We start from the raw sequence: 26,317 nt of genomic DNA, 5'->3' as shown, positions 1-26,317 counted from the left end.
GTGTCTATAATCCACGGCCATCTTCCTCGCGTAAGCACCATGTCCGATTCCTGCTTCCTGCAAGCGCTGGGCCAACGCCGCTCGGTCCCTTCCCTGCAACTGGGCGAGCCGGCGCCGGACGAGGCGACCCTGCTGCGCATGCTGTCCGCCGCGGTGCGGGTGCCCGACCACGGCAAGCTGGTGCCGTTCCGTTTCCTCCGCCTGCAGGGCGAGGCCCGCCATGCGCTGGGCGAATACCTGGCCAGGCGCAGCCGCGAGCGCACTCCCGACGCCTCGCCGGCGGTGGTCGAGAAGGACCGCCAGCGTTTTTCGCACGCGCCGCTGATCCTGACGGTGATCGCGCGCCTGCAGGACAACCCCAAGGTTCCCGAGCAGGAGCAGCTGCTGACCGCCGGCTGCGTGTGCTTCGCCCTGCTGCAGGCTGCGCAGGGCTTCGGCTTCGGCGCGCAGTGGCTGACCGCCTGGATGGCCTACGACGACGGGGTGGCCCGCCACCTGGGGCTGACCGGCAACGAGCGCATCGTCGGCTTCATCCATATCGGCACGCCGAAACTGCAGGTACCCGAACGCGAGCGCCCGGACCCGGCCGGCCTGCTGGAGGACTGGCGGCCGTGACGGACACGGCGGCGGGCCGGCCGCTCTACCTGGTCGATGCCAGCCTGTACGTGTTCCGCGCCTGGCACTCGATGCCCGACAGCTTCCAGGACGCGCAGGGCTGGCCGACCAATGCCGTGCACGGCTTCGCCCGCTTCCTGCTGGAACTGCTCGAACGCGAGCGCCCGGCGCACATCGCCGTCGCCTTCGACGAAGCGCTGGACAGCTGCTTCCGCCACCGCATCTATCCCGCCTACAAGGCCAACCGCGAGCCCGCGCCGGAAGCGCTGCGCCGCCAGTTCGCGCACTGCAAGGCGCTGTGCGCCGCACTGGGCCTGGACGTACTGGCCGACCGCGATTACGAGGCCGACGACCTGATCGGCAGCGCGCTGCATGCAGGCCGCGACCACGCCCTGCGCGGGGTGATCGTCTCGGCCGACAAGGACCTGTCGCAGCTGCTGCTGGAGCACGACGAACAGTGGGACTACGCCCGCAACCAGCGCTGGGGCGCGGCCGGGGTCAAGGCGCGCCACGGCGTGCACGCGCACCAGATCGCCGACTACCTGGCGCTGTGCGGCGACGCGGTGGACAACATTCCCGGCGTCAGCGGCATCGGCGCCAAGTCGGCGGCGGTGCTGCTGTCCCACTTCGGCAGCCTCGACGCGCTGCTGGAGCGGATCGATGAAATCCCGTTCCTGCGCCTGCGCGGCGCCGCGCAGATGGCGGCGCGCCTGCGCGAACAGCGCGAACTGGCGCTGCTGTTCCGGCAGCTGACCACCATCGCCCTCGATGCGCCGCTGGCGCCGGCCACGCCCGGCTTCACCCGCGGCGCGGCCGACCCCGACATGCTCGACGGCCTGTGCGGATCGCTGCGCTTCGGCCCCCTGACCCGGCGCCGGCTGCTGGCCGCCGCGGGGCTGGAAACCGCTCCCCCTTCCGCCAACGAGTCCGCATGAACCACGACCCCGCTTCCGAACCCCGCGTCGTCTACGAAGGCAAATACCAGCGCATGGTCGTACGCGGCACCTGGGAATACAGCGAGCGCACCCACGCCGGCGGGCTGGCCGCGATCATCATCGCCGTCACTCCCGACGACGAGGTGCTGTTCGTCGAGCAGTTCCGCGTGCCGTTGCAGGCGCGCACGATCGAGATGCCGGCCGGACTGGTCGGCGACATCACCGCCGGCGAGTCGATCGAGGCCTCGGCGATCCGCGAGCTGGAAGAGGAAACCGGCTGGACCGCCGACCACGCCGACGTGCTGATGATCGGCCCGACCTCGTCCGGCGCCAGCAGCGAGAAGATCGCCTTCGTGCGCGCCACCGGCCTGCGCCGGGTCGGCGAAGGCGGCGGCGACGACAGCGAGGACATCACCGTGCACCACGTCCCGCGCAACCGCGCCGCAGCGTGGCTGGTGGAGAAGATGGGCCAGGGCTTCGAACTGGACGCCAAGCTCTGGGCCGGGTTGTGGATGATCGAGCACCACCTGGACGGCCGCCCGCGATGAGCCGCCTCGACAGCCCCGCCGACCTGCTGGCCGCACCGCTGCTCGGCGCCCAGGACCCGCCGCCGTTCACCGTGCACAACCCACAGGGCGGCTCGCCCTTCCTGCTGCTCGCCGATCACGCCGGGCAGCGCGTTCCGGCAGCACTGGGCGACCTCGGCCTGGCACAGGCGGAACGGGACCGGCACATCGGCTGGGACATCGGCATCGCCGGCACCACCCGGGCGCTGGCGCGGCGGCTGGATGCCTTCGCGATCGAGCAGACCTATTCGCGACTGGTGATCGACTGCAACCGGCCATTGGCCTCGCCGACCCTGATGCCCGGAACCAGCGATGGCACCGTCATCCCCGGCAACGCAGGGTTGAGCGGGTTGCAGCGGCAGCAGCGCATCGACGCCATCCATGCGCCCTATCACGCGCGCATCGCCGCCGAGCTGGACCACCGCCGCGATACCGGCAGGCCGACGCTGCTGGTGATGATGCACAGCTTCACCCCGGCGATGAACGGCGATGCGCGCCCGTGGCACGCAGGCGTTCTGTACCACCGCGATGCGCGTTTCGCCCATGCGCTGCTGCAGGCGCTGCGCGACGAAGGCGACCTGGTGGTCGGCGACAACCAGCCGTATTCAGTGAGCAGCACCAGCGACTATGCGGTGCCGGTGCATGGCGAAGGCCGCGGGCTGGTGCACGTGGAACTGGAGATCCGCCAGGACCTGATCGCCGACACCACCGGCCAGCAGGCCTGGGCGGAACGGCTGGAGCGGGTTTTCCGCGCCTTGCAGCCGGCGTTGCTGGCGCAGGCCGCCCTGCAGGCGTAACTGCGGCATAGGGCTTTCCCGGCCGGACTAGCCGGGGAAAGTCCCAGCGGGGCGTTGCCCCGCTCTACGGGAAACCCGCTTTGCAGCGCCGGGCAGCGCCCGGCGGGAACTATCCGGGAAAAGCCCCAGCGGGGCGTTGCCCCGCTCTACGGGAAACCCGCTTTGAAGCGCCGGGCAGCGCCCGGCGGAAACTGCCCGGGGAAAGCTCCAGCGGGGCGTTGCCCCGCTCTACGCGAAGCTGTCGGTGGCGCGCACCAGCGCATCCACGTTCTCGGCCTCGAACGCGGAATGGCCCGAAGCCGGGGTGATGTGCAGCTGCGCCTTGGTCCATACCTTGTGCAGGTCCCAGGCGTTGGCCAGCGGGCACACCACGTCATAGCGGCCATGCACGATCACGCCGGGGATGTCGGCGATCCGGTGCGCGTCGCGCAGCAGCTGGTCCTCGACCTCGAAGAAGCCGCCGTTGACGAAGTAGTGGTTCTCGATGCGGGCGAAGGCCAGCGCGAACTGCGGGTCTTCATGGCTGTTGATGAAGTCGTCGTCCACGTGCAGGAAGCTGGTGGCGCCTTCCCAGACGCTCCAGGCCTTGGCCGCGGCCAGGCGCGTGGCTTCGTCGTCGCTGGTCAGGCGGCGGTGGAACGCCGAGATCAGGTCGTGCCGCTCCACCGGTGGAATCGCGTTGACGTAGTGGTCCCAGGCATCGGGGAACAGGCGGCTGGCGCCTTCCTGGTAGAACCATTCCAGCTCCCAGCGGCGCAGCATGAAGATGCCGCGCAGGACCAGCTCGGTCACCCGCTGCGGATGGGTCTGCGCATAGGCCAGCGCCAGGGTCGAGCCCCAGCTGCCGCCGAACACCTGCCAGCGATCGAGCTGGAGGTGGCCGCGCAGCTTCTCGATGTCGGCCACCAGGTCCCAGGTGGTGTTGTCCACCAGATCGGCGTGCGGCGTGGAACGGCCCGAGCCGCGCTGGTCGAACAGGATGATCCGGTACTTGGCCGGGTCGTGGAACTGGCGCATTTTCTCCGTGCAGCCGCCGCCGGGGCCGCCATGCAGCATCACCACCGGCTTGCCGTCGGGGTTGCCGCACTGTTCGTAGTACAGCGTGTGACGCTCGTCGACCTTGAGCGTACCGGTGTCGTAGGGCGTGATGGCGGGATAAAGCGTGCGCATGCGCGGACTCACTGGCTTGGAGAACCCCCGATTGTAGAGCCGGGCATCGCCCCGCTGGGGTTTTAACGGGCAGGCCCGCCGCTACAGGCCGCAGACCCGGTTGCGGCCCTCGCGCTTGGCGCGGTACAGCTGGCGGTCGGCGGCGGCCAGCAGGGTGCGCGGGGATTCCTGCCCCGGGCCGCATTCGGCCACGCCGATGCTGGCGGTGACCACCAGCCCCGGTGCGATCTCGTCCATGCGCTGCCGGGCCAGCGCCAGGCGCAGCGCCTGCAGCCGCTCCAGCGCCTGTTCCAGGGTGACGCCGCGGAGCACCGCCAGGAATTCCTCGCCGCCATGCCGCGATACGAACTGGTCGCCATCCAGCTGCAGGCGCAGCAGTTCGGCCACCTCGCGCAGCACCCGGTCGCCACTGTGGTGGCCATGGCGGTCGTTGATCTGCTTGAAATGGTCGATGTCGATCAGTGCCACGCACAGCGGCTCGCCGCGATCGCCGGCGCGTTCCAGTGCCTGGCGCAGGTGGAGTTCGGCCGCGCGGCGGTTCGGCAGGCCGGTCAGCACGTCGTGCGTGGCCTGGTGTTCCAGCTGCTGCAGCAGCCGGTCGCGCTCGATGCCGGCCAGTTCCAGTGCGCGGTTCTTGTCGCTCAGTTCTTCGGTACGCGCGGCGATCACCCGGCCGAGCCGCCGTTGGCTGCGCCGGTAACTGGCGGTGCGCAGCCAGAACCCCAGCACCACGGCGGCCGCCAGGGCCAGGCCGGCCAGCACGCGCGAGGAGGTGCGCTTCCACAGCGGCGGCACCACGTCCAGTTCCATCACCGCCGTGCCGACTTCGGCCTGCCGCGACCAGTCCAGCGGCAGCGCCATCGCCTGCACTTCCAGGCGGTGGTGGCCGGGCGTCAGGTTGGTATAGACCGCCTCGGTACCGGCCCCGGCTTCCACCCAGTCGCCATCGAAGCCATGCAGGCGGTAGCGGTAACGGATCTTGTCCGGCGCGCGGAAGCTCAGCGCGGTGTAGTCCACCGCGAGGCGGCGGGCGCCCGGCTCCAGCCGGAGGCGATCGGCCAGGGTCTGCTGTACGCCGTCCACCGACACGCTCTCGAATACCACCGGCGGCGCCTTGCCGTCGTAGCGGCCCGCGATCCGCGGGTCGATCAGGCCCAGCCCGGCCGAGGTCGGGAACGCCAGCGCGCCATTGCTGGCGCGCCAGCCGGCCGGCATCGAGGCGCCGTTGCCCTGGCTGCCCGGCATGCCATCGCTGTGGTCGATCACATGCACGGCCAACTGCCGCCGCGTACCGGCATCGATCTGGTCCAGTTCCTTGCGGGCGATGCGGAACACGCCGATGTTGCTGGGCAGCCACAGGTTCCCGGCCTGGTCGTCGATGATGCGGAACAGCTTGTCGCGCGGCAGCCCGTGGCGGTGGTCGTAGACGCGGAAGCCGCCCTCGCGCATGCGCAGCAGGCCGCGGTCGCTGGCGATCCACAGGTCGCCGCCCGGGTCGCGCAGGAAATCGAACACGTACTGCGCGGGAATGTCGTCCTCGGCGTTCCAGGTCCGCAGCGTGCCATCAGGTCGCAGCGCGGCCATGCCGCCGGTGGTGCCGATCCACAGCGTCCCGTCGCCGTCGCGATACAGCGCATGGACCACCGCGGTGGGCTGTCCCCTGCTGTCCAGCCGCAGCTGCAGCTGGCCGTTCCGGTAGTGGCTCAGGCCGTGGGTACCGCCGATCCACAGGCCGCCGTCGGGGTCGGCGAGCAGGGCGCGCACGATGGGTTCGCCATGGCTGCCGAGCCGGATCCGCTCCTGCACCCTGCCCTGCGCGTCCAGCCGGAACACCCCCTTGTCGTAGGTGCCCGCCCACAGCATGTCGTCGCGCCAGGCCAGCGCCAGCACCGACGGATCGCGGCCGCCACCATCGCCCAGCCGCACCGGATGCATGCGCTGCTGGTGCCAGCGGTCCAGACCGTCGGCGTGGCCGATCCACAGCGTGCGGTCCTCGCTCTGCAGGACCACGCGGACGTAATCGCTGCCCAGTCCGTCCTTGCGGGTGAAGCCGACCGCGGCGACTTCCGCCACGCGGTGCAGGCCATCGGTGCTGCCGCTCCAGATCAGGCCCTCGCGATCGGCGAGCAGGGCCGGGCTCACCGGCCCGGTGATGGTCAGGCGCTCGTCGCCATCGCCGGCATGCCGCAGCAGGTCGCCGCTGGACAGGCTCATCCAGATCGCGCCGACCGCGTCGCGCAGGACCGCCTCCACCCGCCGGCCGGCCTGCAGGTGCTCGACCTTGCCGCCGGCATCGCGCCAGTACACACCATCGTCGGTCGCCAGCAGCCAGCCGTCGGCGCCGTCGCCGGCGATGCCGCGCACGGCATTCGTGCCCGCCCAGTCGGCGGCCCAGGGCAGGGCGCGGCCGCCCTGCAACCGGTAGGCGCCGGTATCGGCAGCCACCAGGAGGGCGCCATCGCCACTGCGTGCCAGCGCATTGATCCGCACGCCGGGCAGGCCGGCGTCGGCCCCCACGTCGTGGACGCGGCCATGGACGTCCATGCGCAGCAGGCGATTGGCCGAGGCGATCCAGAGGCCGCCGTCGGTGTCGCGCAACAGCGCCGAGACCGGAAGGCGGCGGGCGGCGGGTTCGCCCAGGTGCTGCCAGCGCCCATGGTGATAGCGGAACACGCCATCGGCCGCGGTGCCGAACAGGACGCCGCCATCGGCCTCGGCAAGGATGCAGAACACGCCCGACAGCTCTGCGCCCGGCGTGTTCTGGCGGTCGAAAACGGTGAAATGGCGCCCGTTGAAGCGGACCACGCCTTCCCAGGTTCCGGCCCAGATGAAGCCATCGCGGTCCTGCGCCAGCGCATGCACCAGGTTGTGCGGCAGGCCATCGGCCATGGTCCAGTCGCTGACCATGTAATGGCGGCCGTCCGCGGCCCGCGCCGCCGGCAGCAGGATCAGGCAGGCGAGCACCAGGGCCATGCACCAGCACGGCACCGGCCGGGCCGCGCCGCGGAACCCCCTGCCCCAGGCGATCTCGATACTACGGGCCAACAGAACCGTCCCCCTTCGCGGCTTGGCGCGGCGGGCCACGGAAGCCCGCCGCGCGACGCCAATCTACCACCGCGAAGGTGCGCGCATCCGCCGGCAAGCGACGGCGGATGCGCCGTTCAGCTTGCCGCCTCGTCCGGCCGCACCCGGAACCAGGCCGCATACAGCGCCGGCAGGAACACCAGGGTCAGCACCGTACCGACGATCAGTCCGCCCATGATCGAGATCGCCATCGAGCCATAGAACGCGCTGCGCGAGAGCGGGATCATCGCCAGCACCGCGGCCAGCGCGGTCAGCACGATCGGGCGGAAGCGGCGCACGGTGGCATCGATGATGGCGTGCCAGCGGTCGTGGCCGGCGTCGATGTCCTGCTGGATCTGGTCCACCAGGATCACCGAGTTGCGCATGATCATGCCCGCCAGCGCGATGGTGCCCAGCAGCGCCACGAAGCCGAACGGCACGCGGAAGATCAGCAGGAACAGGGTCGCGCCGATGATGCCCAGGGGCGCCGTGACCAGCACCATCGCCGCGCGCGAGAAGCTGCGCAGCTGCAGCATCAGCAGGGTCACCACCACGATCAGGAACAGCGGCATGCCGGCCTTGATCGAGTTCTGTCCGCGCGCCGAATCTTCCACCGTGCCGCCGACCTCCAGCAGGTAGCCGTCCGGCAGGGCGGCGCGGATGCCGTCCAGGGCCGGCAGGATCTGCCCGGTGACCTCCGGCGGCAGCAGGCCGTCGGCGATGTCCGCGCGCACGGTGACGGTGGGCAGGCGGTTGCGGTGCCAGATGATGCCGTCCTCGAACACGTACTCAAGCCGTGCCACCTGCGACAACGGCACCGCGGTGCCGCCGGGCGTGGGAATGGCCAGGCTGGCGAGCAGGTCGAGCTGCGCGCGCTCCTCGTCCGGGCCGCGCAGCAGCATGCCGATCTGGCGGTTGCCTTCGCGGTAGGTGCTCACCTGCATGCCCGACAGCGAGCTGCCCAGGAAGTGCGCGATCTGCGCGCTGCTCACGCCCAGCGCGCGGGCGCGGTCCTGGTCCACCACCAGCCGCACCACCTTGCTCGGCTCGGACCAGTTGAGGTTGACGTTGGCCACATGCGGGTTCTGCCGCACCTTGTCGGCCACCTGCCGCGCGATGGCCTGCACCCGGTCGATATGCTCGCCGGACACGCGGAACTGCACCGGATAGCCCACCGGCGGGCCGTTCTCCAGCCGGGTCACGCGCAGCTGCACGTCGTTGAACCGCGGCACCACCTCCTTCAGCAGCCAGTCGCGCACTTCCTCGCGCGCATGGATGTCCTGCGCCAGCACCACGAACTGGGCGAAGTTGGTCGCCGGCAGCTGCTGGTCCAGCGGCAGGTAGAAACGCGGCGAACCGCTGCCCACGTAGCCGACATAGTTGGCGATGCCTTCGCGCTGTTTGAGCAGCTCTTCCAGCTTGTGCGCCTGCGCCTGGGTCGCGGTCAGCGAGGCGCCTTCGGCCAGTTCGATGTCCACCATCAGTTCCGGCCGGGTCGAGTCCGGGAAGAACTGCTGCGGCACGAAGCGGAACATCGCCAGCGAGAACACGAACAGGCCGATGGTGGCGAAGATCACCAGCCAGCGGCGGCGCAGGCAGGCGTCGAGGAACGTCCGGAAGCGCTGGTAGAACGCGCTCTTGTACGGGTCGTGGTCGTGCGCCAGCTGCTTCGGCCGCACCAGGTTGGCGAGCGCGGGATTGCGGTCGGCCCAGCGCAGGCGCAGCGCATGCCAGCGCCCGGCGAGGCTGCCCGGCCTGGGGGCCGTGGGGTTGTGCAGGTCCGGCAGCATCTTGTCGCCCAGGTACGGGATGAACAGCACCGCGGCGATCCACGACACCACCAGGGCGATGGTCACCACCTGGAACAGCGAGCGGGTGTACTCGCCGGTGCTCGAGGCGGCGGTGGCGATCGGCAGGAAGCCGGCGGCGGTGATCAGCGTGCCGGTCAGCATCGGGAACGCGGTCGACTCCCAGGCGAAGCTGGCCGCACGCAGGCGGTCGTAGCCCTGCTCCATCTTGGTGGCCATCATTTCCACCGCGATGATCGCATCGTCCACCAGCAGTCCCAGTGCCAGCACCAGCGCGCCCAGCGAGATCTTGTGCAGGCCGATGTCGAACTGGTGCATGACGAAGAAGGTCATCGCCAGCACCAGCGGGATCGACACCGCCACCACCAGCCCGGTACGCCAGCCCAGCGAGAAGAAGCTCACCAGCAGCACGATCACCACCGCCTCGGTCAGCACCTTGACGAATTCGCCCACCGAGTCCTCCACCGCATGCGGCTGGTCGGACACCTTGCGCAGCTCCATGCCGGCCGGCAGCGTCTTCTGCAGCCGCGCGAACTCATCGTCCAGGGCCTTGCCGAGCTTGAGGATGTCGCCGCCGTCCTTCATCGCCACGGCGATGCCGATGGCGTCCTCGCCCATGAAGCGCATCTTCGGCGAGGCCGGATCGGCGAAGCCGCGCTTGACCTGGGCGATGTCGCCCAGGCGCACGGTGCGGTCGCCGGCGCGGATCGGGAACGCGGCGATGTCCTCGACCGACTGGAACTGGCCGGTCACCCGCAGCTGCACGCGGTCGCTGGCGGTCTCGAACCAGCTGGCGGGCGTGATCGCGTTCTGGTCGGCCAGCGCCTGCTGCACCTGCTGCAGCGACACCCCCAGCGTGGCCAGCTTGGTGTTGGACAGCTCGATCCACACCTTCTCGTCCTGCAGGCCGAGCAGGTCGACCTTGCCCACGTCGGCCACGCGCTGCAGCTCCAGCTGGATGCGGTCGGCGTAGTCGCGCATCAGCGCGTAGTCGAAGCCCTTGCCGGTCAGCGCGTAGATGTTGCCGAAGGTGTCGCCGAACTCGTCGTTGAAGAACGGCCCGACCACCTCGGCCGGCAACTGCGAGCGGATGTCGCCGACCTTCTTGCGCACCTGGTAGAACAGCTCCGGCACGTCCTTCGACCGCATCGAATCGCGCGCCATGAAGATCACCTGCGACTCACCCGGCCGCGAGTACGACTGGATGAACTCGAACTGCCCGGTGTTCATCAGCGCCTTCTCGATCGGCTCGGTCACCTGCCGCGAGACCTGCTCGGCGGTGGCGCCGGGCCAGGCGGTCTGCACGACCATCGCCTTGAACGTGAACGGAGGATCTTCGGACTGGCCGAGGTGCTTGTAGGACCAGGCGCCGATGACCGCCAGCGCGATCATCATGAACAGCACCAGCGGGCGGTTGCCCAGCGCCCATTCGGAGAGATTGAAGCGGCGCACGGGTCAGTCCCCCTGCTTCGCGGCAGCCTGCATCACCGGCTTGTTGCCACGATCCACGGCCGTCACCGGCTGGCCTTCGCGCAGCAGGTGGCCGCCGGCGGCGACCACCCAGTCGTCGGCCTTCAGGCCCGACAGCACCGGGACGCTCTGCGCGCCGTAGGCGCCGAGCGTCACCTCGCGCAGGTGCAGCGTGCCCTTGCCCGGGTCCACCACCCACACCCCCGCCTGCTGCTGCGTCCTGCCCGGCTGCACCGCCGCCAGCGGCACGTTCAACGCGCCGCCCTTGGCATGGGCGACGTAGACCCGCGCGCTCTGCCCCAGTTCCACCGCATCCAGCGCTTCGGCCGCCAGGCTCACGCGCGTGGCATAGGTGCGCGCCTGCGCGTCGGCGGCCGGCGCGATCTCGCGGATGGTGCCGGGCCAGCGCTTGCCGGGGCGGTTCCACAGCTCCACTTCCACCGCCTGGCCCACCTCGAAATCGCGGATGCCGCTTTCCGGCAGGGCGATGGCGACCTCGCGGGCGCCGTCGGCGGCCAGCGTATAGATGGTCTGCCCGGCGGCGACGACCTGCCCGGCCTCGGCCTGGCGGCTGGCGATCACGCCATCGACAGGCGCGCGCAGCTGCGCATAGCCGGCCTGGTTGCGGGCCACGTCCAGGTTGGACCGGGCCGCATCGGCCTGGCCCTGCGCCGCCTTCAGCGCGGCGGTCTGCGCGTCCAGCGCCGAACGGCTGACCAGCTGCTGCCCGGCCAGCGCGGCATAGCGCTTCTGCTCGTCGCGCGCGCGCACCAGATCGGCTTCGGCAGCGGCGTACTGCGCCTGTGCCGCGCGCGCCTGCAATGCGTAGTCGGCCACGTCCAGCTCGGCCAGCAACTGGCCCCGCTTCACCCGCTGGCCTGCATCGACCTCGCGCCGCAGCAGGTTGCCCCCCACCCGGAACGCCAGCGCCGCTTCCTCGCGCGCCCGCACTTCGCCCGGGTAGGCGGTGATGGCATCGCCGCTTCCCTGGGGGTGGACGACCAGGACAGGTACGGCATGTGCGGGGGCGGGCTCGGTCTTGCCGCAGGCGGCCAGCAGGGCCAACAACAGGGAACCGCCAATCCATCGAGCAGTATTCATGGGTGAGGATCGCAGGGATGAGGAAGGGGGATGGCGGCGTTCACCGCCATTACTGAACGACGCGGTATAGTATAAATACAAAACCAATTGGTCTAGTATTCGCGCATGTCTTCGCACCAGCCCTCCCACACCCCCGGCAAGCCCGCCCCGCGCGGCGCCGGTCCCGGCCGCCCCAAGGACCTGGGCAAGCGCGCCGCGATCCTGGAAACGGCCAAGGAAATGTTCATCGAACTGGGTTTCAACGGCGTGAGCATGGACGGCATCGCCGCCGGCGCGGGCGTTTCCAAGCTCACCGTCTACAGCCATTTCGGCGACAAGGAGACCCTGTTCTCCGAGGCGATCCAGGCCAAGTGCGTGGAAATGATGCCCGACGAACTGTTCGTGACCGACAGCGAAGGCCCGCTGCGCGACCAGCTGCGCGGGATCGGGCACGCGTTCTTCGCCCTGATCAGCAGCGACGCGGCCATCGCCACCCAGCGCATGATGATGACGCCGGAGACCGACGACCGGATCCGCCGGATGTTCTGGCAGGCCGGCCCCCAGCGCACCGAGATGGCGCTGTCCGAATTCCTCGGCGCGCGCGTGGCGCGCGGCGAACTGGCCATCGGCGACCTGCACCTGGCCGCACGCCAGTTCTTCTGCCTGATCAAGGGCGAACTGCACGCGCACATGATGTGCGGGCTGTGCCCGGCCCCGGAACAGCGCGACGCCGACGCCCACATCGCCACCACGGTCGATTTCTTCATCCGTGCGTATGCGCCCCGCCCGTAACCTGAACGAACCGGAGGTCGTGATGACTTCCGGCACTGCGGACCTGCCGCGGGCACGGCGATGCTTGCCCCGCACTGCCCGCGCCAACCGGTAAAATGGCCGGCCCACTGCGCCGGATTGACGAGAAACCATGACGATCGATTACTCCCACGCCCGCGAAATGATGGTCGAGCAGCAGGTACGTCCCTGGGACGTGCTGGACCTGCGCGTGCTGGACGTCCTGGCGCGGTTGCCGCGCGAAGCCTTCGTGGCCGAGCTGCACAAGGCGCTGGCCTATGCCGACATCGAACTGCCGCTGGGCCATGGCCAGAAGATGATGAAGCCGGTCGTCGAAGGCCGCATGCTGCAGGCGCTGGACCTGCAGCCGGGCGACGAAGTGCTGGAAATCGGCACCGGCAGCGGCTTCATCAGCGCCTGCCTGGGCGAACTGGCCCGTGAAGTGCTCAGCCTGGAAATCCAGCCGGAGCTGGCCGAGCGCGCCCGCCAGAACCTGGACGCCGCCAGGCTCGGCTCCAACGTGCGCATCGAGATCGCCGACGCCCTGCAATGGCAGACCCAGCGTCATTTCGACGCCATCTGCATCACCGGGGCGGTGGATACCGTGCCGGCGCACATCCTGAAGTGGCTGCGCCCGGGCGGTCGCCTGTTCGTCATCCAGGGCCGCTCGCCGGTGATGGAAGCGGTGCTGATCAAGGCCGACGGCAGCGTGCAGTCCCTGTTCGAAACCGACATCGACTATCTGCAGGGTGCCGCGCCGGCCCCGCAGTTCCACCTCTGATCCGCTACATCCAAGGAAGCCGCAATGATCCGCCGATCCCTCGCCCTTGCGCTGGCTGTCGCCCTCTCGCCGCTGGCGGCCAACGCCGCCGACCTGCTGCAGGTCTACGAAATGGCCCGCAACGGCGATCCGCAGCTGGCCTCCGCAGAATCCAACCGGCTGTACACCAAGGAAGGCCAGGTGCAGGCCCGCGCCAACCTGCTGCCGTCGCTGAACGGCCAGGCCACGCTGAACCGCGCCCGCACCTCGCAGGACGGCGTCAGCGGCTCTACCACCGCCACGTCGCGCCGCTACAGCATCGGCGGTGAGCAGACCCTGTTCAACTGGACCCAGTTCGCCAACCTGCGCGCCCAGCGCGAGATCAGCAAGGCGGCCGACTTCGACCTCGAATCGGCCAACGACGACCTGATCGTGCGTACCGCGACCACCTATTTCAACGTGCTGGTGGCGATCGAATCGCTCAGCGCCGCGCAGACCAACGAGGCGGCCGCCAAGAAGCAGTTCGACTACGCGGACAAGCGCCTGGAAGTGGGCCTGGCGCCGATCACCGACGTGCACGAAGCCCGCGCCCAGTACGACCAGGCGCGCGCCAACACCATCCTCGCCCGCAATACCCTGGCCGACGCCTACCAGGCGCTGACCGAACTGACCGGCCAGCCGGTGCAGGGCCTGCGCAGCCTGCCGGAAGATTTCCGTCCGGAACTGCCGGCCAACCGCGGCGACGTCGACAGGCTGGTGGCCGATGCGATCACCCAGAACCCGGCGCTGAAGGCGCAGGAACTGAAGGTCAACGCCGCCGAATCCAGCGTCTCGGCCGCCCGCGGCGGTCACTACCCGACCCTGTCGCTGGGCGGCAGCTGGGGCAAGAGCGCCAGTTGGGGCGACAGCGTCGGCGCGTCGTCTTCCGGACCGGATACGACCACCAACTCGATCGGCCTGACCCTGAACGTGCCGATCTTCGCCGGCGGCGCCACCCAGTCCTATGTGCGCCAGGCCCTGGCCCAGCGCGACATGGCCCAGGACGGCTACGAGCAGCAGAAGCGCGCGCTGGACCGCAATACCCGCAACGCCTACCAGGCGGTGGTGGCCGGCATCAGCGAAGTGGAAGCGCGCCGCCTGGCCGTGGTGTCCGCGCAGAGCGCCTATGACGCCTCGCAGGTCGGCCTGGAGGTCGGTACCCGTACCGTGCTGGACGTGGTGCAGAACCAGCGCACCCTGTTCCAGACCAAGCTCGACTACGCGCAGGCCCGCTACAACTTCCTGCTCAGCCGCCTGCAGCTCAGCCAGGCCATCGGCGGGCTGGACGTGGCCGAGGTGCAGGACGTCAACCGCCTGCTGACCCAGGATGCGGAAGCCCAGCTGGCACCGGGCAGCATGCAGTAATTCCCGCCGATCACCGCGTGGAAACGGAAAGGCGGGCTCCGGCCCGCCTTTTTCGTGTCCGTCGGGAAAGCCCCAGCGGGGCGCTGCCACGCTCTACGGGACGGCCGAGCATCGTGGCTTTGTAGCGCCGGGCAACGCCCGGCGAGGCTTGACCGGGAAGGCCCCAGCGGGGCGGTGCCCCGCTCTACGGGACGGCCGAGCGTCGTGGCTTTGTAGCGCCGGGCAACGCCCGGCGAGGCTTGACCGGGAAGGCCCCAGCGGGGCGGTGCCCCGCTCTACGGGACGGCCGAGCGTCGCCGCTTTGTAGCGCCGGGCAACGCCCGGCGAGGCTTGACCCGGGAAGACCCCAGCGGGGCGGTGCCCCGCTCTACGGGACGGCCGAGCGTCGCGGTTTTGTAGCGCCGGGCAACGCCCGGCGGGGCTTGGCCGGGAAGGCCCCAGCGGGGCGGTTCCCCGCTCTAGTCCAGTGCGGGCAGGCTCGGCCCGATCAGCTCCAGCGTCCGCTCCAGGGCCCCGCGACCGTTGGCCACCAGCTCGGCGCCCGCCTCGACCATCTTCCGGCGTGCCGATACGTCGCCCAGCAGGTGCAGCAGCTCGTCGCCAAGCTGGTCGACGTCATCGCAGATGCTCAACGCCCCGGCTTCGCTCATGCGCCGCGAGATCTCGGCGAAGTTGTGCAGGTGCGGGCCGGTGATCACCGCCGTGCCCATCGCCGCGGGTTCCAGCAGGTTGTGCCCGCCGATGGCCTGCAGGCTGCCGCCGACGAAGGCCACCTGCGCGCAGGCGAAGAACGGCATCAGCTCGCCCAGCGTGTTGATCACGAACCCCTGCGTGTCGGCGCCCGGCCAGCGCTCGGCGCTGCGCGTGGAAACGCGCCAGCCCCGCGCCTGCACCGAGGCCTCGACCTTGCCGAACCGTTCCGGATGCCGTGGCGCCCACAGCAGCAGGGCGTCGGGATACCGTTCCAGTACGCGCGCATGCAGGTCGATGACCGCCTGTTCTTCGCCTTCGTGCGTGCTGGCGGCGATCCAGGTCACGCGTCCGGCCGGCACATGTGCGTGAAAGGCGGCGAGCAGCGGCGTCGGGTCGGGAGGACGGATGTCGAACTTCAGGTTGCCCAGCGCGCAGACCTGCTCTTCCCGGGCGCCCAGCACGACGAAACGGCGCGCGTCCTCGCGCGACTGCGCGGCCACGCAGGTCACCGTGCGCAGCGCGCGCCCGACCAGCGGCCGCAGCAGGCGGTAGCCCTTCAGCGACCGTGCCGACAGCCGCGCATTGAGGATGTACACCGGAATCCGACGGTCGCGGCAGCCGAACAGCAGGTTCGGCCACAGTTCGGTTTCCAGGATCAGCGCCAGGCTCGGGTGGAAATGGTCGAGGAAGCGGCCGGCGCTGCCGGGCACGTCGTACGGCAGGTAGACGTGGTCCACCGCGTCGCCCCACAGCGCGCGTACGCGCTGCGAGCCGGTCGGGGTGATGGTGGTGATGACCCAGCGGATGTCCGGCCGCTGCCGGCGCAGCGCATCCACCACCGGCGCGGCGGCGTTGACCTCGCCCACCGACACCGCATGCAGCCAGACGCAGGGCCGGCGGCCGCTTTCCGGATAGGACGCATAGCGTTCGTCCCAGCGCTTGAAGTACTCGCGCACCCGGAAGCCACGCCAGACCAGGTGATAGACGGTGATGGGCAGCAGCAGGTACAGCAGGGCCGAATACAGGCCCCGCAGCAGCAGTTCGACGGGATCCTTGCGCATGCGGCGAGGATACCTAGGAGCGGGGAACTAGTGGATAGGAGCGAGGGCATGCGGCCACGTCCCACTCGCCTTCACCAGTTGCGGGTTCCCATCCACCGGTTCCAAATTAGAATCCCCCCATGTCCGACACCCCCACCACCGCCACCCGCCCATCGCCGTGGCAACCCCGCCATTGGCCGACATTCGCCTGGCTGGCGCTGGCCATGCTGGGCGCGCGCCTGCCCTGGCTGCTGCAACGTGCGATCGGCCGCGGCATCGGCTGGCTCGCGCTGCACCTGGCCGGTTCCCGCCGGCATGCCGCCGAAGTGAACATCCGCCTGTGCTTCACCGAACAGGACGAGGCCTGGCGCCGGCAACTGCTGCGCGACAGCTTCGACGCGCTGGGCGTGGGCATCTTCGAATTCGCGCGGGCATGGTGGGGCGGCATCGATGCCATCCGCCCGCGGGTGGAGATCGAAGGGCTGGAGCACCTGCGCGCACTGCAGGCGGAAGGGCGCGGCGTGCTGCTGGTATCCGGGCACTTCATGACCCTGGAGATGTGCGGGCGCCTGCTGTGCGACCACGTGCCGCTGGCCGGCATGTACCGCCGCTACCGCAACCCGGTGATGGAATGGGCGGTCAAGCACGGCCGCCTGCGCTACGCCAGCGCGATGTTCGCCAACGAGGACATCCGCGCCACGGTGCGCCACCTGAAGAAGGGGGGCCTGCTGTGGTACGCGCCCGACCAGGACATGCGCGGCAAGGATTCGGTGTTCGTGCCGTTCTTCGGCATGCCCGCCTCCACCATCACCGCGACCCACCAGTTCGCGCGCCTCACCGGCTGCGCCGTAGTGCCTTTTTTCCATCGCCGTGAGGGCGGGCGCTACCTGCTGAAGATCGCCCCGCCGCTGCCGGCCTTTCCCACCGACGACGCGGTCGCCGATACCGCGCGCGTCAACGCCGCCATCGAGGAGATGGTGCGCGAGGCGCCAGCCCAGTACCTGTGGATCCACCGCCGCTTCAAGCGGCAGCCGGAAGGGCGCAGTCGCTTCTACGAACGCGGCTGAGCGCTTTCCTGCGGCGGTGCCGGGTTTGCCAGCAGCGCGCCGGCGAACAGCGCGGCCAGCAGCAGGGTCGCGCCGCCCCAGAACGCCGAGTAGAACGCCAGGTGGGTGTTGAACGGGAACACCGTCACCGCCAGCGCCAGCGTCGCCGGCCGCGCGCGCGCGCGCGCCTCCTCGTCCGCATAGCGCCACGCGCGCCAGGCCATGGCCGCGCCGGCCAGCCACAGCAGCAGGCCCAGCATGCCGGTCTCGGCCAGGATTTCGAGCACCAGCTGATGCGCGTGCAGGGCCGGCCCGGCGCCCCACGCCGCGTACTGCCCGGGTGCCGGATCGCATTGCGGATAGGCGTTGCGGAATTCGCGCGCGCCCACGCCGTTGAACGGATGCGCGCGCACCATGCACAGTGCCGCGGACCAGATCTGGCCGCGCCCGGACAGGGCCGCATCCACGCCGGCCGCATCGCCGGCCAGCGCCAGCGTGGTGCGCGCCACGCGCTCGCGCACCTGCGTGGAGAGCCCCGCCAGCGCCACCGCGCCGAGGACGGCGGACAACAGCAGCAGCGCCATGCCCTTCCTGCCAAGCAGGCGCCAGCCCGAGAACAGCACCACCAGCGCATAGGTGATCCAGGACGCGCGCGAACCGGCGAGCACGATCACCACGCCGGTCGGCACCGCCGCCAACAGCCAGCCCCAGCGTCCCCAGCGTGCGGCGGCGGCGAACAGCAGGAACGGAGTGAGGCTGGCGAGCACCTGGCCGAACTTCAGGTTGCACGGCCCGAACACGCCGCTGAGCCGGTCGGCCAGGGCCGCCTGCCCGGCGCTACACAGGCCGTGTCCGTTGATCAGCCACTTGAGCTGGTCCATCGACCAGAACAGCGGACTGGTGCACAGCGCCGCCTGCGCCAGCGCATCCACGACCCACAGCGCAACGACGACGCCCAGCCCGGTGAAGGTGACGCGGCGCCGCGCCCCGGTCGCCACCGCGATGGCGACCAGCCACATGAAAGGCAGATGGCGCAGCCCGGCCGCCACCCGGCCCCATGCCCGGGCCGGGTCGTCCGCATCCAGCGCGGAAACCACCTGCGGCAGCCAGTAGGCCAGGAACAGCGTGCTGGTCAGCGCCCACGCCGGCACGCTGAGCAGCGCGGCGCCACCGGCCCGGAAGCGCAGGTGCAGCAGGCGGAGCACCGTCGCCAATGCGCCCAGCCCCAGCACCGCCTCGGCGATGCCCGGCGCCGGCCACAGCGCGACGAAGGCGATCACCCACGCCGGCGCCCACTTCCCCGGGAGCGCTGAAGACGGCGGGAGGGGTTCAACCGGCAAGTTCGCCATAGGTATCCAGCGTCGCGCGCTGCATGGCCCGCAAGGTGAAAGGAATCCGCCGCGGCAGCGACGGCGGTTGCCGCAGCAGTTCGGTGGCGCGCGCCGCCAATGCCGGCGCATCGCCCCTGGGCACCGCGCCGCTGGGCTGCAGTTCGGCCAGCAGTTCGCCCACGCCGCCGTGATCCCACCCCAGTACCGGGCGGCCCACGGCCAGCGCTTCCAGCACGGTGCGGCCGAACGCCTCGGGCTTGTCCGACAATTGCAGCACCAGATCGCTGGCCGCGTAGGCCTGCGCGATCTTCGCCGTCGGTTCGGTGATGGCGACCGCGTCGGCGATGCCCAGCGCCGCGGCCTGCTGTTCGAGTTCGCGCACGTAGGCCTCGCGCCCGGGTTCGCGCGCGCCGGGCATCCACAACCGCGCCGGCATGCCCTGCCTGCGCAGGGTCGACAACAGGCGCAGCGCGTGCGGGTGCCCCTTGAGGCGGGTACCGCGGCCGGGCAGCAGCAGCAGCGGTCCGTCGCCGGCCAGCGCCGGATGCGCGCCCTCCACCGCCAGCCGCGGGCGACGATCGGTGGGCGCCACGTGCGGGAACTGTGCCAGGTCCACGCCGCGCGGGATCACCCGCAGGCGCTGCGGATCGGTGGCCGGGTAATGCGCGAGCAGGTAGTCGCGCACGGTCCTGGATACGCAGATCACCCGCTCGCCGCTGGCCATGATGGCGCTGTAGCGGCCGGGCGAGTTCAGCCCGTGCATGGTCGTGACCCAGTGCGGGCGCCGCTCCCGTGGCAGGCCGCGCAGCGCATGCCAGCCCAGCCAGGCCGGCAGCCGCGAACGCGCGTGCACGATGTCGGCGCCGGTTTCGGCGAACAGCCGCCGCAGCGACACCACGTGGCGCAGGGTCAGCAGCGACTTGCGGCCGATGTCCAGCGCCAGATGCTCGGCCCCGCTCGCCAGCAGCGGCTGGACCAGGCGGCCGCCGGCGGAGACCACGATGGCGCGGTGCCCGGCCTCCACCAGCGCCTGGGCGATCTCCAGCGTCGAGCGCTCCACGCCGCCGGAGTGCAGCGCCGGCAGCAGCTGCACCACGGTCAGGCGGCGCATGCGGGCGTTCAGTCGACCAGCACGAACACCGCGCCGCAGTACGGGCAGGCGGCTTCGCCGTTGGGCTCGTTCTCGATCGGCAGGTAGACCCGCGGATGCGAATTCCACAGCGCCATTTCCGGCGTCGGGCAGCTCAACGGCAGGTCGGCACGGTGCACGTTGTAGCGCTTCTGCGCGTTAGCGGGCGCGGCGGCGGTATGGCTCATGGCGTCATTCACACAGGAAAACCGGGACCGGCCAATTCTAGCAGCGCCGGGCAGAAGCATGAGCCCGGCCGGGCATAACCGGACGCCATGCCCGTCGCCACTTTTTTCAATGGCCCGGGCGGCGATGCGCTCCTATGGTGGCCCGGCATCCATCGCGCCGTCCGGGAGTCGCCGTGCCGCCCATCGTCCGTCTTGCCGCCGCCATCGCCGTGCTGTCGTTCTGCCCGTCCGGGTGGTCGGCGGCTCTGCCGCCGGCAGACCTGGTGATCGCCGGCGGGCAGATCCACGATGGCGGCGGCGGCCCCGCCGTCATCGGCGATGTCGTCATCGTCGGCGACCGGATCATCGCGGTCGGGCCGGGAGCGGGCAGGCGTCATGCGGCCGCGCGCACCATCGATGCCACCGGCAGGATCGTCGCGCCCGGCTTCATCGATCCGCATACCCATCCCTATACCTACATCCGCTCGGACGATCCGGGCGTGCGCCGCAACGCGCCGTGGCAATACCAGGGCGTGACCACCATCGCCCATGGCGTGGATGGCGGCGGCACGCCGGAAGTCGCCCGCGAAAGCGAGGAATTCGCGCGCGCCGGCGTCGGCACCAACCTCGTACCCTACGTGGGTTTCAGCCCGGTGCGGCGCGCCGTGCTCGGCCACGCAGCGCGCGCGCCGACCCCCGCCGAACTGCAGCGCATGCGCGACCTGGTGGCGCAGGGCATGTGCGAGGGCGCGGTCGGCTTTTCCACCGGCCTGTTCTACGCGCCGCAGAGTTTCGCCGGTCGCGACGAAGTGGTGGCGCTGGCGCGCGAGGCGGCGATCCGCGGCGGGCTGTACGACACGCACCAGCGCGACGAGTCGTCCTACGACATCGGCCTGCTCGCCTCCACGCGCGAAGCCCTGTCGATCGGCCGCGACGCGGGGCTGCCGGTGCACATCGCGCACCTGAAGGCACTGGGCAACGATGTGCATGGCATGGCGCCGGCGCTGGTGGAACTGGTGGAGCAGGCACGCGCGCAGGGACAGCGGGTCACCGCCGACCAGTACCCGTGGCTGGCATCGGGCACCGGCATCACCGCCGCACTGCTGCCGCGCTGGGCCGTGGACGGCGGCAACAGCGCGCTCAGGGAGCGATTGCAGGATCCCGCGCAGCGCGAACGCATCCGCGTCGCGATGCGCGAGAACCTGCAACGCCGCGGCGGCGCGGAAGCATTGCTGCTCATCTCCGCCGACCAGCAGTGGACCGGCAGGACGCTGGACGCAATGGCCGGCGAATGGAGGCTCGATCCGATCGACGCGGCCCTGCGCATCATCGAACATGGCATCCAGCACCCGGACCAGAACAGCGGTTCGGTGGCCTCGTTCAACATGGACGAGGACGATGTGCAGCTGCTGATGCGCCAGCCCTGGATGGCGACCAGTTCCGACGGCAACGATGGGCATCCCCGGCAGTACGCCAGCTTTCCATTGAAATACCAGCGTTACGTGCGCGAACTCGGCGTATTGAGCACCGGGCAGTTCATCCACCGCTCCACCGCACTGACCGCGCGCATCCTCGGCCTGGAGAAACGCGGCGAACTGCAGCCGGGCTTCTTCGCCGACGTGGTGGTGTTCGATCCGGAACGTTTCATGCCGCACGCCGACTACCTGCATCCGCGCGAACTGTCTTCCGGCGTCGCCCTGCTGCTGGTCAACGGCCGCATCGCCATCGAGGACGACGTACAGACCGACGCGCTCGCCGGCCGCGTGCTGCGGCATTCGCCACCACCGGGCACCTGTCCCTGATCGCGCTCGCGGCGGCGATGCAGCGTCCGCCGCCCTGCACCGCATTTCAATCCGGATGTTCCGTGCGTGCGATGCGCGCTTGCCGCATCGCCTCTGCATTCATGCGCATGCGCGCAATAGCCGCAAGCTATGCCCGACCGACGGAACGGAACGGAACGGAAAGTCTGTGCGCATGCATCCGTGGCTACCATCCGGGCATGCGGATGTCTTCCGCGTCCAAGCAAGGGGAAACGCACGATGAAGCAGCAACCGGCACTTTCCATCCTGAGCCTCATGCTCGCATCGGCCATCGCCATGGACGCGACGGCCGCGCAGGAACAGACGCCACCGCCAGAGACCGGCAACGATCCGCAGCAGCCCAAGGCCACCACGCTCGACGGCGTGGTGGTGGTCGGCAGCCGCTTCGCCGGCAACAGCCAGACCGGCATGCTGCCGGTCAACACCATTTCCGAGGAAGACATCCAGGCCACAGGCGCGGTATCCGGCGAAGACCTGCTGCAGAGCCTGCCGCAGGTGGGCGACATGATGTTCGACAACACCGACACCGCGTCCAACCTCAACGCCGCGCGCGGCGACGTGGGCTCGGTCAACCTGCGCAACCTCGGCACCGGCAACACGCTGCTGCTGGTCAACGGCCGGCGCATGGTCAACCACCCGGGCACCCAGACCGAGAACTACGTGCCGCGGCAGACCGCCAACATCAACGCCATCCCGCTGTATGGCGTGAAGCGCATGGAAACGCTGCTGGGCGGCGCCTCCGCGCTGTATGGCTCCGATGCCGTGGCCGGCGTGATGAACGTGGTGATGGACACGCATTTCCAGGGCCTGAAGATCCAGGGCCAGTACGGCGGTTCGGAAGGCACGGACTTCCGCCAGGGCAACATCAACTTCAAGGCCGGGCACTGGTTCAACGACGGCCGCACGCGCGTCACCGTGCTCGGCGGGCACACCTACCGCAGCGTGATGGAAGCGTCCGAACGCGACTACTCGGCCAACCAGGACCACATGGACTTCATGGTCGGCACGCCGTGGGAAGGCATGTCCGCCTTCGACGACCGCACCACCTCCAGTGCCTGGGGCGTGTTCCAGGCCGTCAATGGCCGCCAGGTCAAGCAGAACGGCAAGAACATCACCAACAGCAGCGGCAGCTTCCACATCGAGCCCATCGCCAACGGCTGCGTCACCGCGCTCAACGCAGATGTCTGCATCCAGACCGGCGCGCAGAGCACCGCCATCGACCGGCCGCTGCGCTTCAACGCCAACTCGCAGCGCTACCTGATGGGCGGACTGGACCGCAACAACCTGTTCGGCACCCTCGAACACGACATCGACGACAACTTCGTCGCCTTCGGCGAACTGAACTATTACCAGTCCCGGTACGAAGGCATGCGCGAACAGGCCGCCTCGCTCGCCGCCGCGCCGATCATCGTGCCCGCGTCCAACTACTGGAACCCGTTCGGCGCGAAGTACCTGGCCGACGGCTCGCTCAATCCCAACCGTCTGCCCGGCCTGAACGTCGCCGACGAAGGCGTGGACCTGCGCATCAGCAACTACCGCGCCACCGAGACCACGCGCCCGTACACGGTCGACGACGACTCCTACCGGGTCATGGGCGGCGTGCGCGGCATGCTTGCCGGCTTCGACTGGGAGAGCGCCGTGCTGTACTCGCGCGCCACCACCCTGGACACCCAGCACGGTTCGATCAGCAACACCCTGTTCGCGCAGGCGCTGGCGCGCAACGACGCCAGTGCCTACAACCCGTTCGGCGGCGGCAACCTGCAGGACTGGTCGGCGCCGAGCAATGCGCCCAACGACCCGGCCACCATCGCCGGCTTCCTGGTGCCGGTGAAGCGCCGCGCCACCGCCTCGCTGTTCCAGGTGGACACGCGCTTCACCCGCGAACAGCTGTTCGCCCTGCCCGCCGGCGACGTGGGCCTGTCCTTCGGCGCGGAGTGGCGGCGCGAGACGCTGGCCGACGCGCGCGACGACCGCATGAACGGCACTCTTACCTACACCAATCCACTGACCGGCGACATCACCTCCGACGTGCTCGGCGCCAGCCCGGCCGGCAATACCAGCGGTGACCGCAACGTGGCCTCGGCCTATGTCGAGTTCGCCGTGCCGCTGGTGAAGCCGGAAATGGGAATCCCGCTGGTCCGCTCGCTGGACCTGCAAATCGCCGGGCGCTGGGAGCACTATTCCGACTTCGGCAATGTCTCCAATCCGAAGGTCGCGCTGGCCTGGGACGTGTTCGACGGCTTCATGCTGCGCGGCAACTGGTCCACCAGCTTCCTGGCCCCCAACATCCTGCAGATGTATTCCGACGGCACGGTGGTCAGCAACAGCCGGCTCGACTACTACCAGTGCGAGGCCGATATGCGTGCCGGGCGCATCGCCAGCTTCAGCCAGTGCGGCAAGTCGTACAGCACGCAGGCGGTGCGCGAGGGCAACCTCGACCTGAAGCCGGAAACCTCCGAGGCGTGGTCGGCAGGCATGGTGTTCCAGCCCCGCTTCCTGCCGCGCACGGCAGGACAGTTCACCTTCACCATGGACTACTGGTCCATCAAGCAGGAGGACATGATCGCCGTCACCGGCGAGCAGACCCATCTGGCGCTGGACTACCTGCTGCGCATGCAGGGCTCGTACAACCCCAACGTCCTGCGCGAGGCGCCCGACGACGCCAAGCGAGAGAATTTCGCCGGGACCGGGCTGGAAGCAGTCGGCAACGTGCTGCAGGTACGCGACCAGTACACCAACCGCCTGCCGCGCCTGACCCGCGGCATCGACTTCGGCCTGTCCTGGCGGCTGCGTACCGACCGGCTCGGCACCTTCAACGCCAGCCTCGATGCAAGCCGGCTGATCGAACAGACGCAGATGCCCTCCGACCTGGAAGACATGGTCGACCAGGCGCAGCAGTCCGGCCTGATCGACAAGGGCTTCACCATCCGCAGCGCCGGCAGCCTGCTCGGCATCAACGGCACGCCGGAATGGCGCGCCTCGTTCAATGCCAGCTGGCGTTACCGCGACTGGAGCGTGGGTACCTTCGTGCGCCGCGTCGGCGCCTTCGATTCAAGCGATGCGCAGCTGGCCGACGGCACCCTGTACCGGATCCCGTCCTGGACTACGACCAACCTGTGGCTGGAACACCGCTTCGGCAAGCACGGCAACCTGCTGGACAACAGCAGCGTGCGCCTGACCGTGCGCAACGTCGCCGACCGCGATCCGCCGCTGTCCGGTCGCAGCCTGGGCTTCTACTCCTCGCTGCACAATGCGCTGGGCCGCGGCTATTACCTGACCCTGACCAAGTCCTTCGACTGAGCGGATACGGGCATCGCGTCCCGACGCCACGCATCGGCGGACACGCCGTCCGCGATGATCGCGTGGTCCCGGACACGCAGACGCCGGAACCGGTAAGCCGGTTCCGGCGATGCGGAGTTCCACGCCCAGCAGCGGTCCGGAGCAGCGGACGCCGGGGCTTGCCGATTCAGGACAGGATGCCCAGCAGCCCACCCACGCCGATGCCGACGACGGTACCGACAAAGAGACCTGCCAGGAACTGCAGCCGCAGCGGATCGGAGACGCCGTGCCTGCCGTCGTGGTCCGAACTCTTCTTGAACATGCCTCGTCTCCCGATATGAACAGAACACGGAGGGGCGCGACGACCGCGCGCGAAAGCGGGACCCCTTCCCGCCGCCAACCTCCCTGTTCCCTCCGTATGGCGTTCCCCGCCGATCGAGAGACGTCCCCTTTCCTGCCTCTCGAAGGCTCTCCGGCCTCACAGGGAATTTCACCCGAGATGCCCCTCTTTCCGTAACTGTCAGGATTGACAGGTTTTTCCCTGCTTTTCCGATATCAGTGACGTCAAAGCCTCCGTGCCATCGAAAAGCGGGTCGAAAAGCCGCTCCTGGCGCCTTCCGCTACTCCCGGGCCGGACGCCCGGCCAGTTCGATCCAGCAGGCGAAGGTGGGATGGCCTTCGATCATCACCGGCGGCGCGGCGCGGTGGACGTGGAAGCCGGTCCGGCGCAGCAACCGCTCCATCGCCAGCGGCGAGACCGTGATGAGCCGTTTCCCGCCACGGCTTTCCACGTAATCAGCCGCCAGCTGCAGGATATCCACCGCCAACGCGGACGGCCGCAACGCGGAAATGCGGGCGCGCGCGCCGCGCAGGTCCATCACCGCGAAGCGCGACAGTTCCCACACTTCTTCCGAGCAGGGCGGCGGCAGGCCGTTCATCAGTTCCGGGAACATCTCGCCCAGCAGGTACGGGCCGGTGGTCGGCAGCAGGCGTGCATAACCGACGATGTCGTGCTGTTCGTCGCGGACGATCACGTGCACCGTTTCCGGCTGGTCGAACCGGTCGCGCTCGATTCCCGGCGGCGTGTCCATCTGCCAGCCCAGCGTTTCGATGAAGACCCGGTAGCGGTACTGGCCCAGCGCCTGGTTGAGCAGCGGCGACAGATTGTTCGCACTGGCAAGGATGAATTCCATGACGCATTCCCCTGTTCCTGATGGATGGGAAACGAGTCTTGCAATGCAGCACAGGCCTGATAACTGTCAGAATTGACAGGTCGCCGGGCGCCCCGGAACGGGACCGCATGTCCTCCATACGACGCCCGCACGAACCGGATGGAGGCCGCATCCGGACCGGGT

General features: G+C 69.6%; 20 protein-coding genes. 10 read left to right on the top strand and 10 right to left on the bottom strand.

What is annotated here, in order from left to right; translation table 11 throughout:
* Window positions 1-39: 39 nt before the first annotated feature.
* From ABB22_RS18710 to ABB22_RS05400, 4 genes are read left to right on the top strand one after another with little or no spacing between them, the layout of a single operon-like run.
* Window positions 40-615 carry a nitroreductase family protein gene (locus tag ABB22_RS18710; protein WP_055772061.1) on the top strand — a complete coding sequence of 192 codons (576 nt, stop codon included), beginning with the start codon at window positions 40-42 and terminating at the stop codon, window positions 613-615.
* A complete protein-coding gene (locus tag ABB22_RS05410) occupies window positions 603-1,550 on the top strand; it encodes a 5'-3' exonuclease (RefSeq protein WP_235504348.1) in 948 nt (315 codons plus the stop codon). The genes ABB22_RS18710 and ABB22_RS05410 overlap by 13 nt, the downstream gene beginning before the upstream one ends.
* A complete protein-coding gene (locus ABB22_RS05405) occupies window positions 1,547-2,098 on the top strand; it encodes an NUDIX hydrolase (protein ID WP_055772066.1) in 552 nt (183 codons plus the stop codon). Before ABB22_RS05410 ends, ABB22_RS05405 begins: the two co-directional genes overlap by 4 nt.
* Complete coding sequence (locus ABB22_RS05400) at window positions 2,095-2,913, top strand: N-formylglutamate amidohydrolase (protein ID WP_055772069.1); 819 nt, start codon at window positions 2,095-2,097, stop codon at window positions 2,911-2,913. Before ABB22_RS05405 ends, ABB22_RS05400 begins: the two co-directional genes overlap by 4 nt.
* A 228-nt stretch (window positions 2,914-3,141) precedes the next feature.
* On the opposite strand, the gene pip is transcribed toward ABB22_RS05400, so the two are convergent.
* From pip to ABB22_RS05380, 4 genes are all read right to left on the bottom strand, one after another.
* Complete coding sequence (gene pip, locus ABB22_RS05395) at window positions 3,142-4,083, bottom strand: prolyl aminopeptidase (RefSeq protein WP_055772073.1); 942 nt, start codon at window positions 4,081-4,083, stop codon at window positions 3,142-3,144.
* Window positions 4,084-4,164: 81 nt separating this feature from the next.
* On the bottom strand, window positions 4,165-7,128 hold the full coding sequence (locus ABB22_RS05390) for a ligand-binding sensor domain-containing diguanylate cyclase (RefSeq protein ID WP_235504342.1): 2,964 nt from the start codon (window positions 7,126-7,128) through the stop codon (window positions 4,165-4,167).
* Between the two features lie 116 nt (window positions 7,129-7,244).
* Window positions 7,245-10,406 (bottom strand): efflux RND transporter permease subunit, encoded by a 3,162-nt coding sequence (locus ABB22_RS05385; RefSeq protein WP_055772077.1) that lies wholly within the window; start codon window positions 10,404-10,406, stop codon window positions 7,245-7,247.
* 3 nt (window positions 10,407-10,409) lie between these two features.
* On the bottom strand, window positions 10,410-11,525 hold the full coding sequence (locus ABB22_RS05380) for an efflux RND transporter periplasmic adaptor subunit (protein ID WP_055772079.1): 1,116 nt from the start codon (window positions 11,523-11,525) through the stop codon (window positions 10,410-10,412).
* A 105-nt stretch (window positions 11,526-11,630) separates the two neighbouring features.
* Between ABB22_RS05380 and ABB22_RS05375 the strand changes: the two genes are divergently transcribed.
* The 3 genes from ABB22_RS05375 (at window position 11,631) to ABB22_RS05365 (ending at window position 14,457) form a co-directional block, all read left to right on the top strand.
* Window positions 11,631-12,296, top strand: coding sequence for a TetR/AcrR family transcriptional regulator (locus ABB22_RS05375; RefSeq protein WP_055772082.1), 666 nt, complete (start codon window positions 11,631-11,633; stop codon window positions 12,294-12,296).
* A 130-nt stretch (window positions 12,297-12,426) separates the two neighbouring features.
* A complete protein-coding gene (locus ABB22_RS05370; protein WP_055772085.1) occupies window positions 12,427-13,074 on the top strand; it encodes a protein-L-isoaspartate O-methyltransferase family protein in 648 nt (215 codons plus the stop codon).
* Window positions 13,075-13,098: 24 nt separating this feature from the next.
* On the top strand, window positions 13,099-14,457 hold the full coding sequence (locus ABB22_RS05365) for a TolC family outer membrane protein (RefSeq protein WP_055772088.1): 1,359 nt from the start codon (window positions 13,099-13,101) through the stop codon (window positions 14,455-14,457).
* A 458-nt stretch (window positions 14,458-14,915) separates the two neighbouring features.
* Here the strand turns inward: ABB22_RS05365 and waaA are convergent, their stop codons facing one another.
* Window positions 14,916-16,211 (bottom strand): lipid IV(A) 3-deoxy-D-manno-octulosonic acid transferase, encoded by a 1,296-nt coding sequence (waaA, locus tag ABB22_RS05360; protein ID WP_055772095.1) that lies wholly within the window; start codon window positions 16,209-16,211, stop codon window positions 14,916-14,918.
* Between the two features lie 119 nt (window positions 16,212-16,330).
* On the opposite strand from waaA, the gene ABB22_RS05355 reads away from it, so the two are divergent.
* A complete protein-coding gene (locus ABB22_RS05355; RefSeq protein ID WP_055772097.1) occupies window positions 16,331-17,257 on the top strand; it encodes an LpxL/LpxP family Kdo(2)-lipid IV(A) lauroyl/palmitoleoyl acyltransferase in 927 nt (308 codons plus the stop codon).
* Here the strand turns inward: ABB22_RS05355 and ABB22_RS05350 are convergent.
* Genes ABB22_RS05350 through ABB22_RS05340 form a run of 3 tightly spaced genes read right to left on the bottom strand, consistent with a single transcriptional unit; the run spans window position 17,242 to window position 19,884 of the window.
* Window positions 17,242-18,585 (bottom strand): O-antigen ligase family protein, encoded by a 1,344-nt coding sequence (locus ABB22_RS05350; RefSeq protein ID WP_055772099.1) that lies wholly within the window; start codon window positions 18,583-18,585, stop codon window positions 17,242-17,244. The two genes, ABB22_RS05355 and ABB22_RS05350, sit on opposite strands and share 16 nt — an antisense overlap.
* Entirely contained in the window at window positions 18,566-19,678 is a 1,113-nt protein-coding gene (locus tag ABB22_RS05345; RefSeq protein ID WP_055772102.1) for a glycosyltransferase family 4 protein, read from the bottom strand. The genes ABB22_RS05350 and ABB22_RS05345 overlap by 20 nt, the downstream gene beginning before the upstream one ends.
* Window positions 19,679-19,686: 8 nt before the next feature.
* Window positions 19,687-19,884 carry a zinc-finger domain-containing protein gene (locus tag ABB22_RS05340; protein ID WP_055772105.1) on the bottom strand — a complete coding sequence of 66 codons (198 nt, stop codon included), beginning with the start codon at window positions 19,882-19,884 and terminating at the stop codon, window positions 19,687-19,689.
* Window positions 19,885-20,057: 173 nt separating this feature from the next.
* Between ABB22_RS05340 and ABB22_RS05335 the strand changes: the two genes are divergently transcribed.
* Both ABB22_RS05335 and ABB22_RS05330 read left to right on the top strand, forming a co-directional pair.
* Complete coding sequence (locus ABB22_RS05335) at window positions 20,058-21,665, top strand: N-acyl-D-amino-acid deacylase family protein (RefSeq protein WP_200911404.1); 1,608 nt, start codon at window positions 20,058-20,060, stop codon at window positions 21,663-21,665.
* Window positions 21,666-21,902: 237 nt separating this feature from the next.
* Complete coding sequence (locus ABB22_RS05330; RefSeq protein WP_055772109.1) at window positions 21,903-24,983, top strand: TonB-dependent receptor domain-containing protein; 3,081 nt, start codon at window positions 21,903-21,905, stop codon at window positions 24,981-24,983.
* Window positions 24,984-25,149: 166 nt separating this feature from the next.
* Here the strand turns inward: ABB22_RS05330 and ABB22_RS18890 are convergent, their stop codons facing one another.
* Together ABB22_RS18890 and ABB22_RS05325 are read right to left on the bottom strand one after the other, a co-directional pair.
* Window positions 25,150-25,284, bottom strand: coding sequence for a hypothetical protein (locus ABB22_RS18890; protein ID WP_268768318.1), 135 nt, complete (start codon window positions 25,282-25,284; stop codon window positions 25,150-25,152).
* 298 nt (window positions 25,285-25,582) lie between these two features.
* Window positions 25,583-26,155, bottom strand: a complete 573-nt coding sequence (locus ABB22_RS05325; protein WP_055772111.1) for an acyl-homoserine-lactone synthase — start codon at window positions 26,153-26,155, stop codon at window positions 25,583-25,585.
* Window positions 26,156-26,317 lie beyond the last annotated feature (162 nt).

Source organism: Stenotrophomonas nitritireducens, assembly GCF_001431425.1.
GTDB lineage: Bacteria > Pseudomonadota > Gammaproteobacteria > Xanthomonadales > Xanthomonadaceae > Stenotrophomonas > Stenotrophomonas nitritireducens.
The sequence above is the reverse complement of the archived record's forward strand: the minus strand, read 5'-3'. Positions and strand labels throughout refer to the sequence as shown.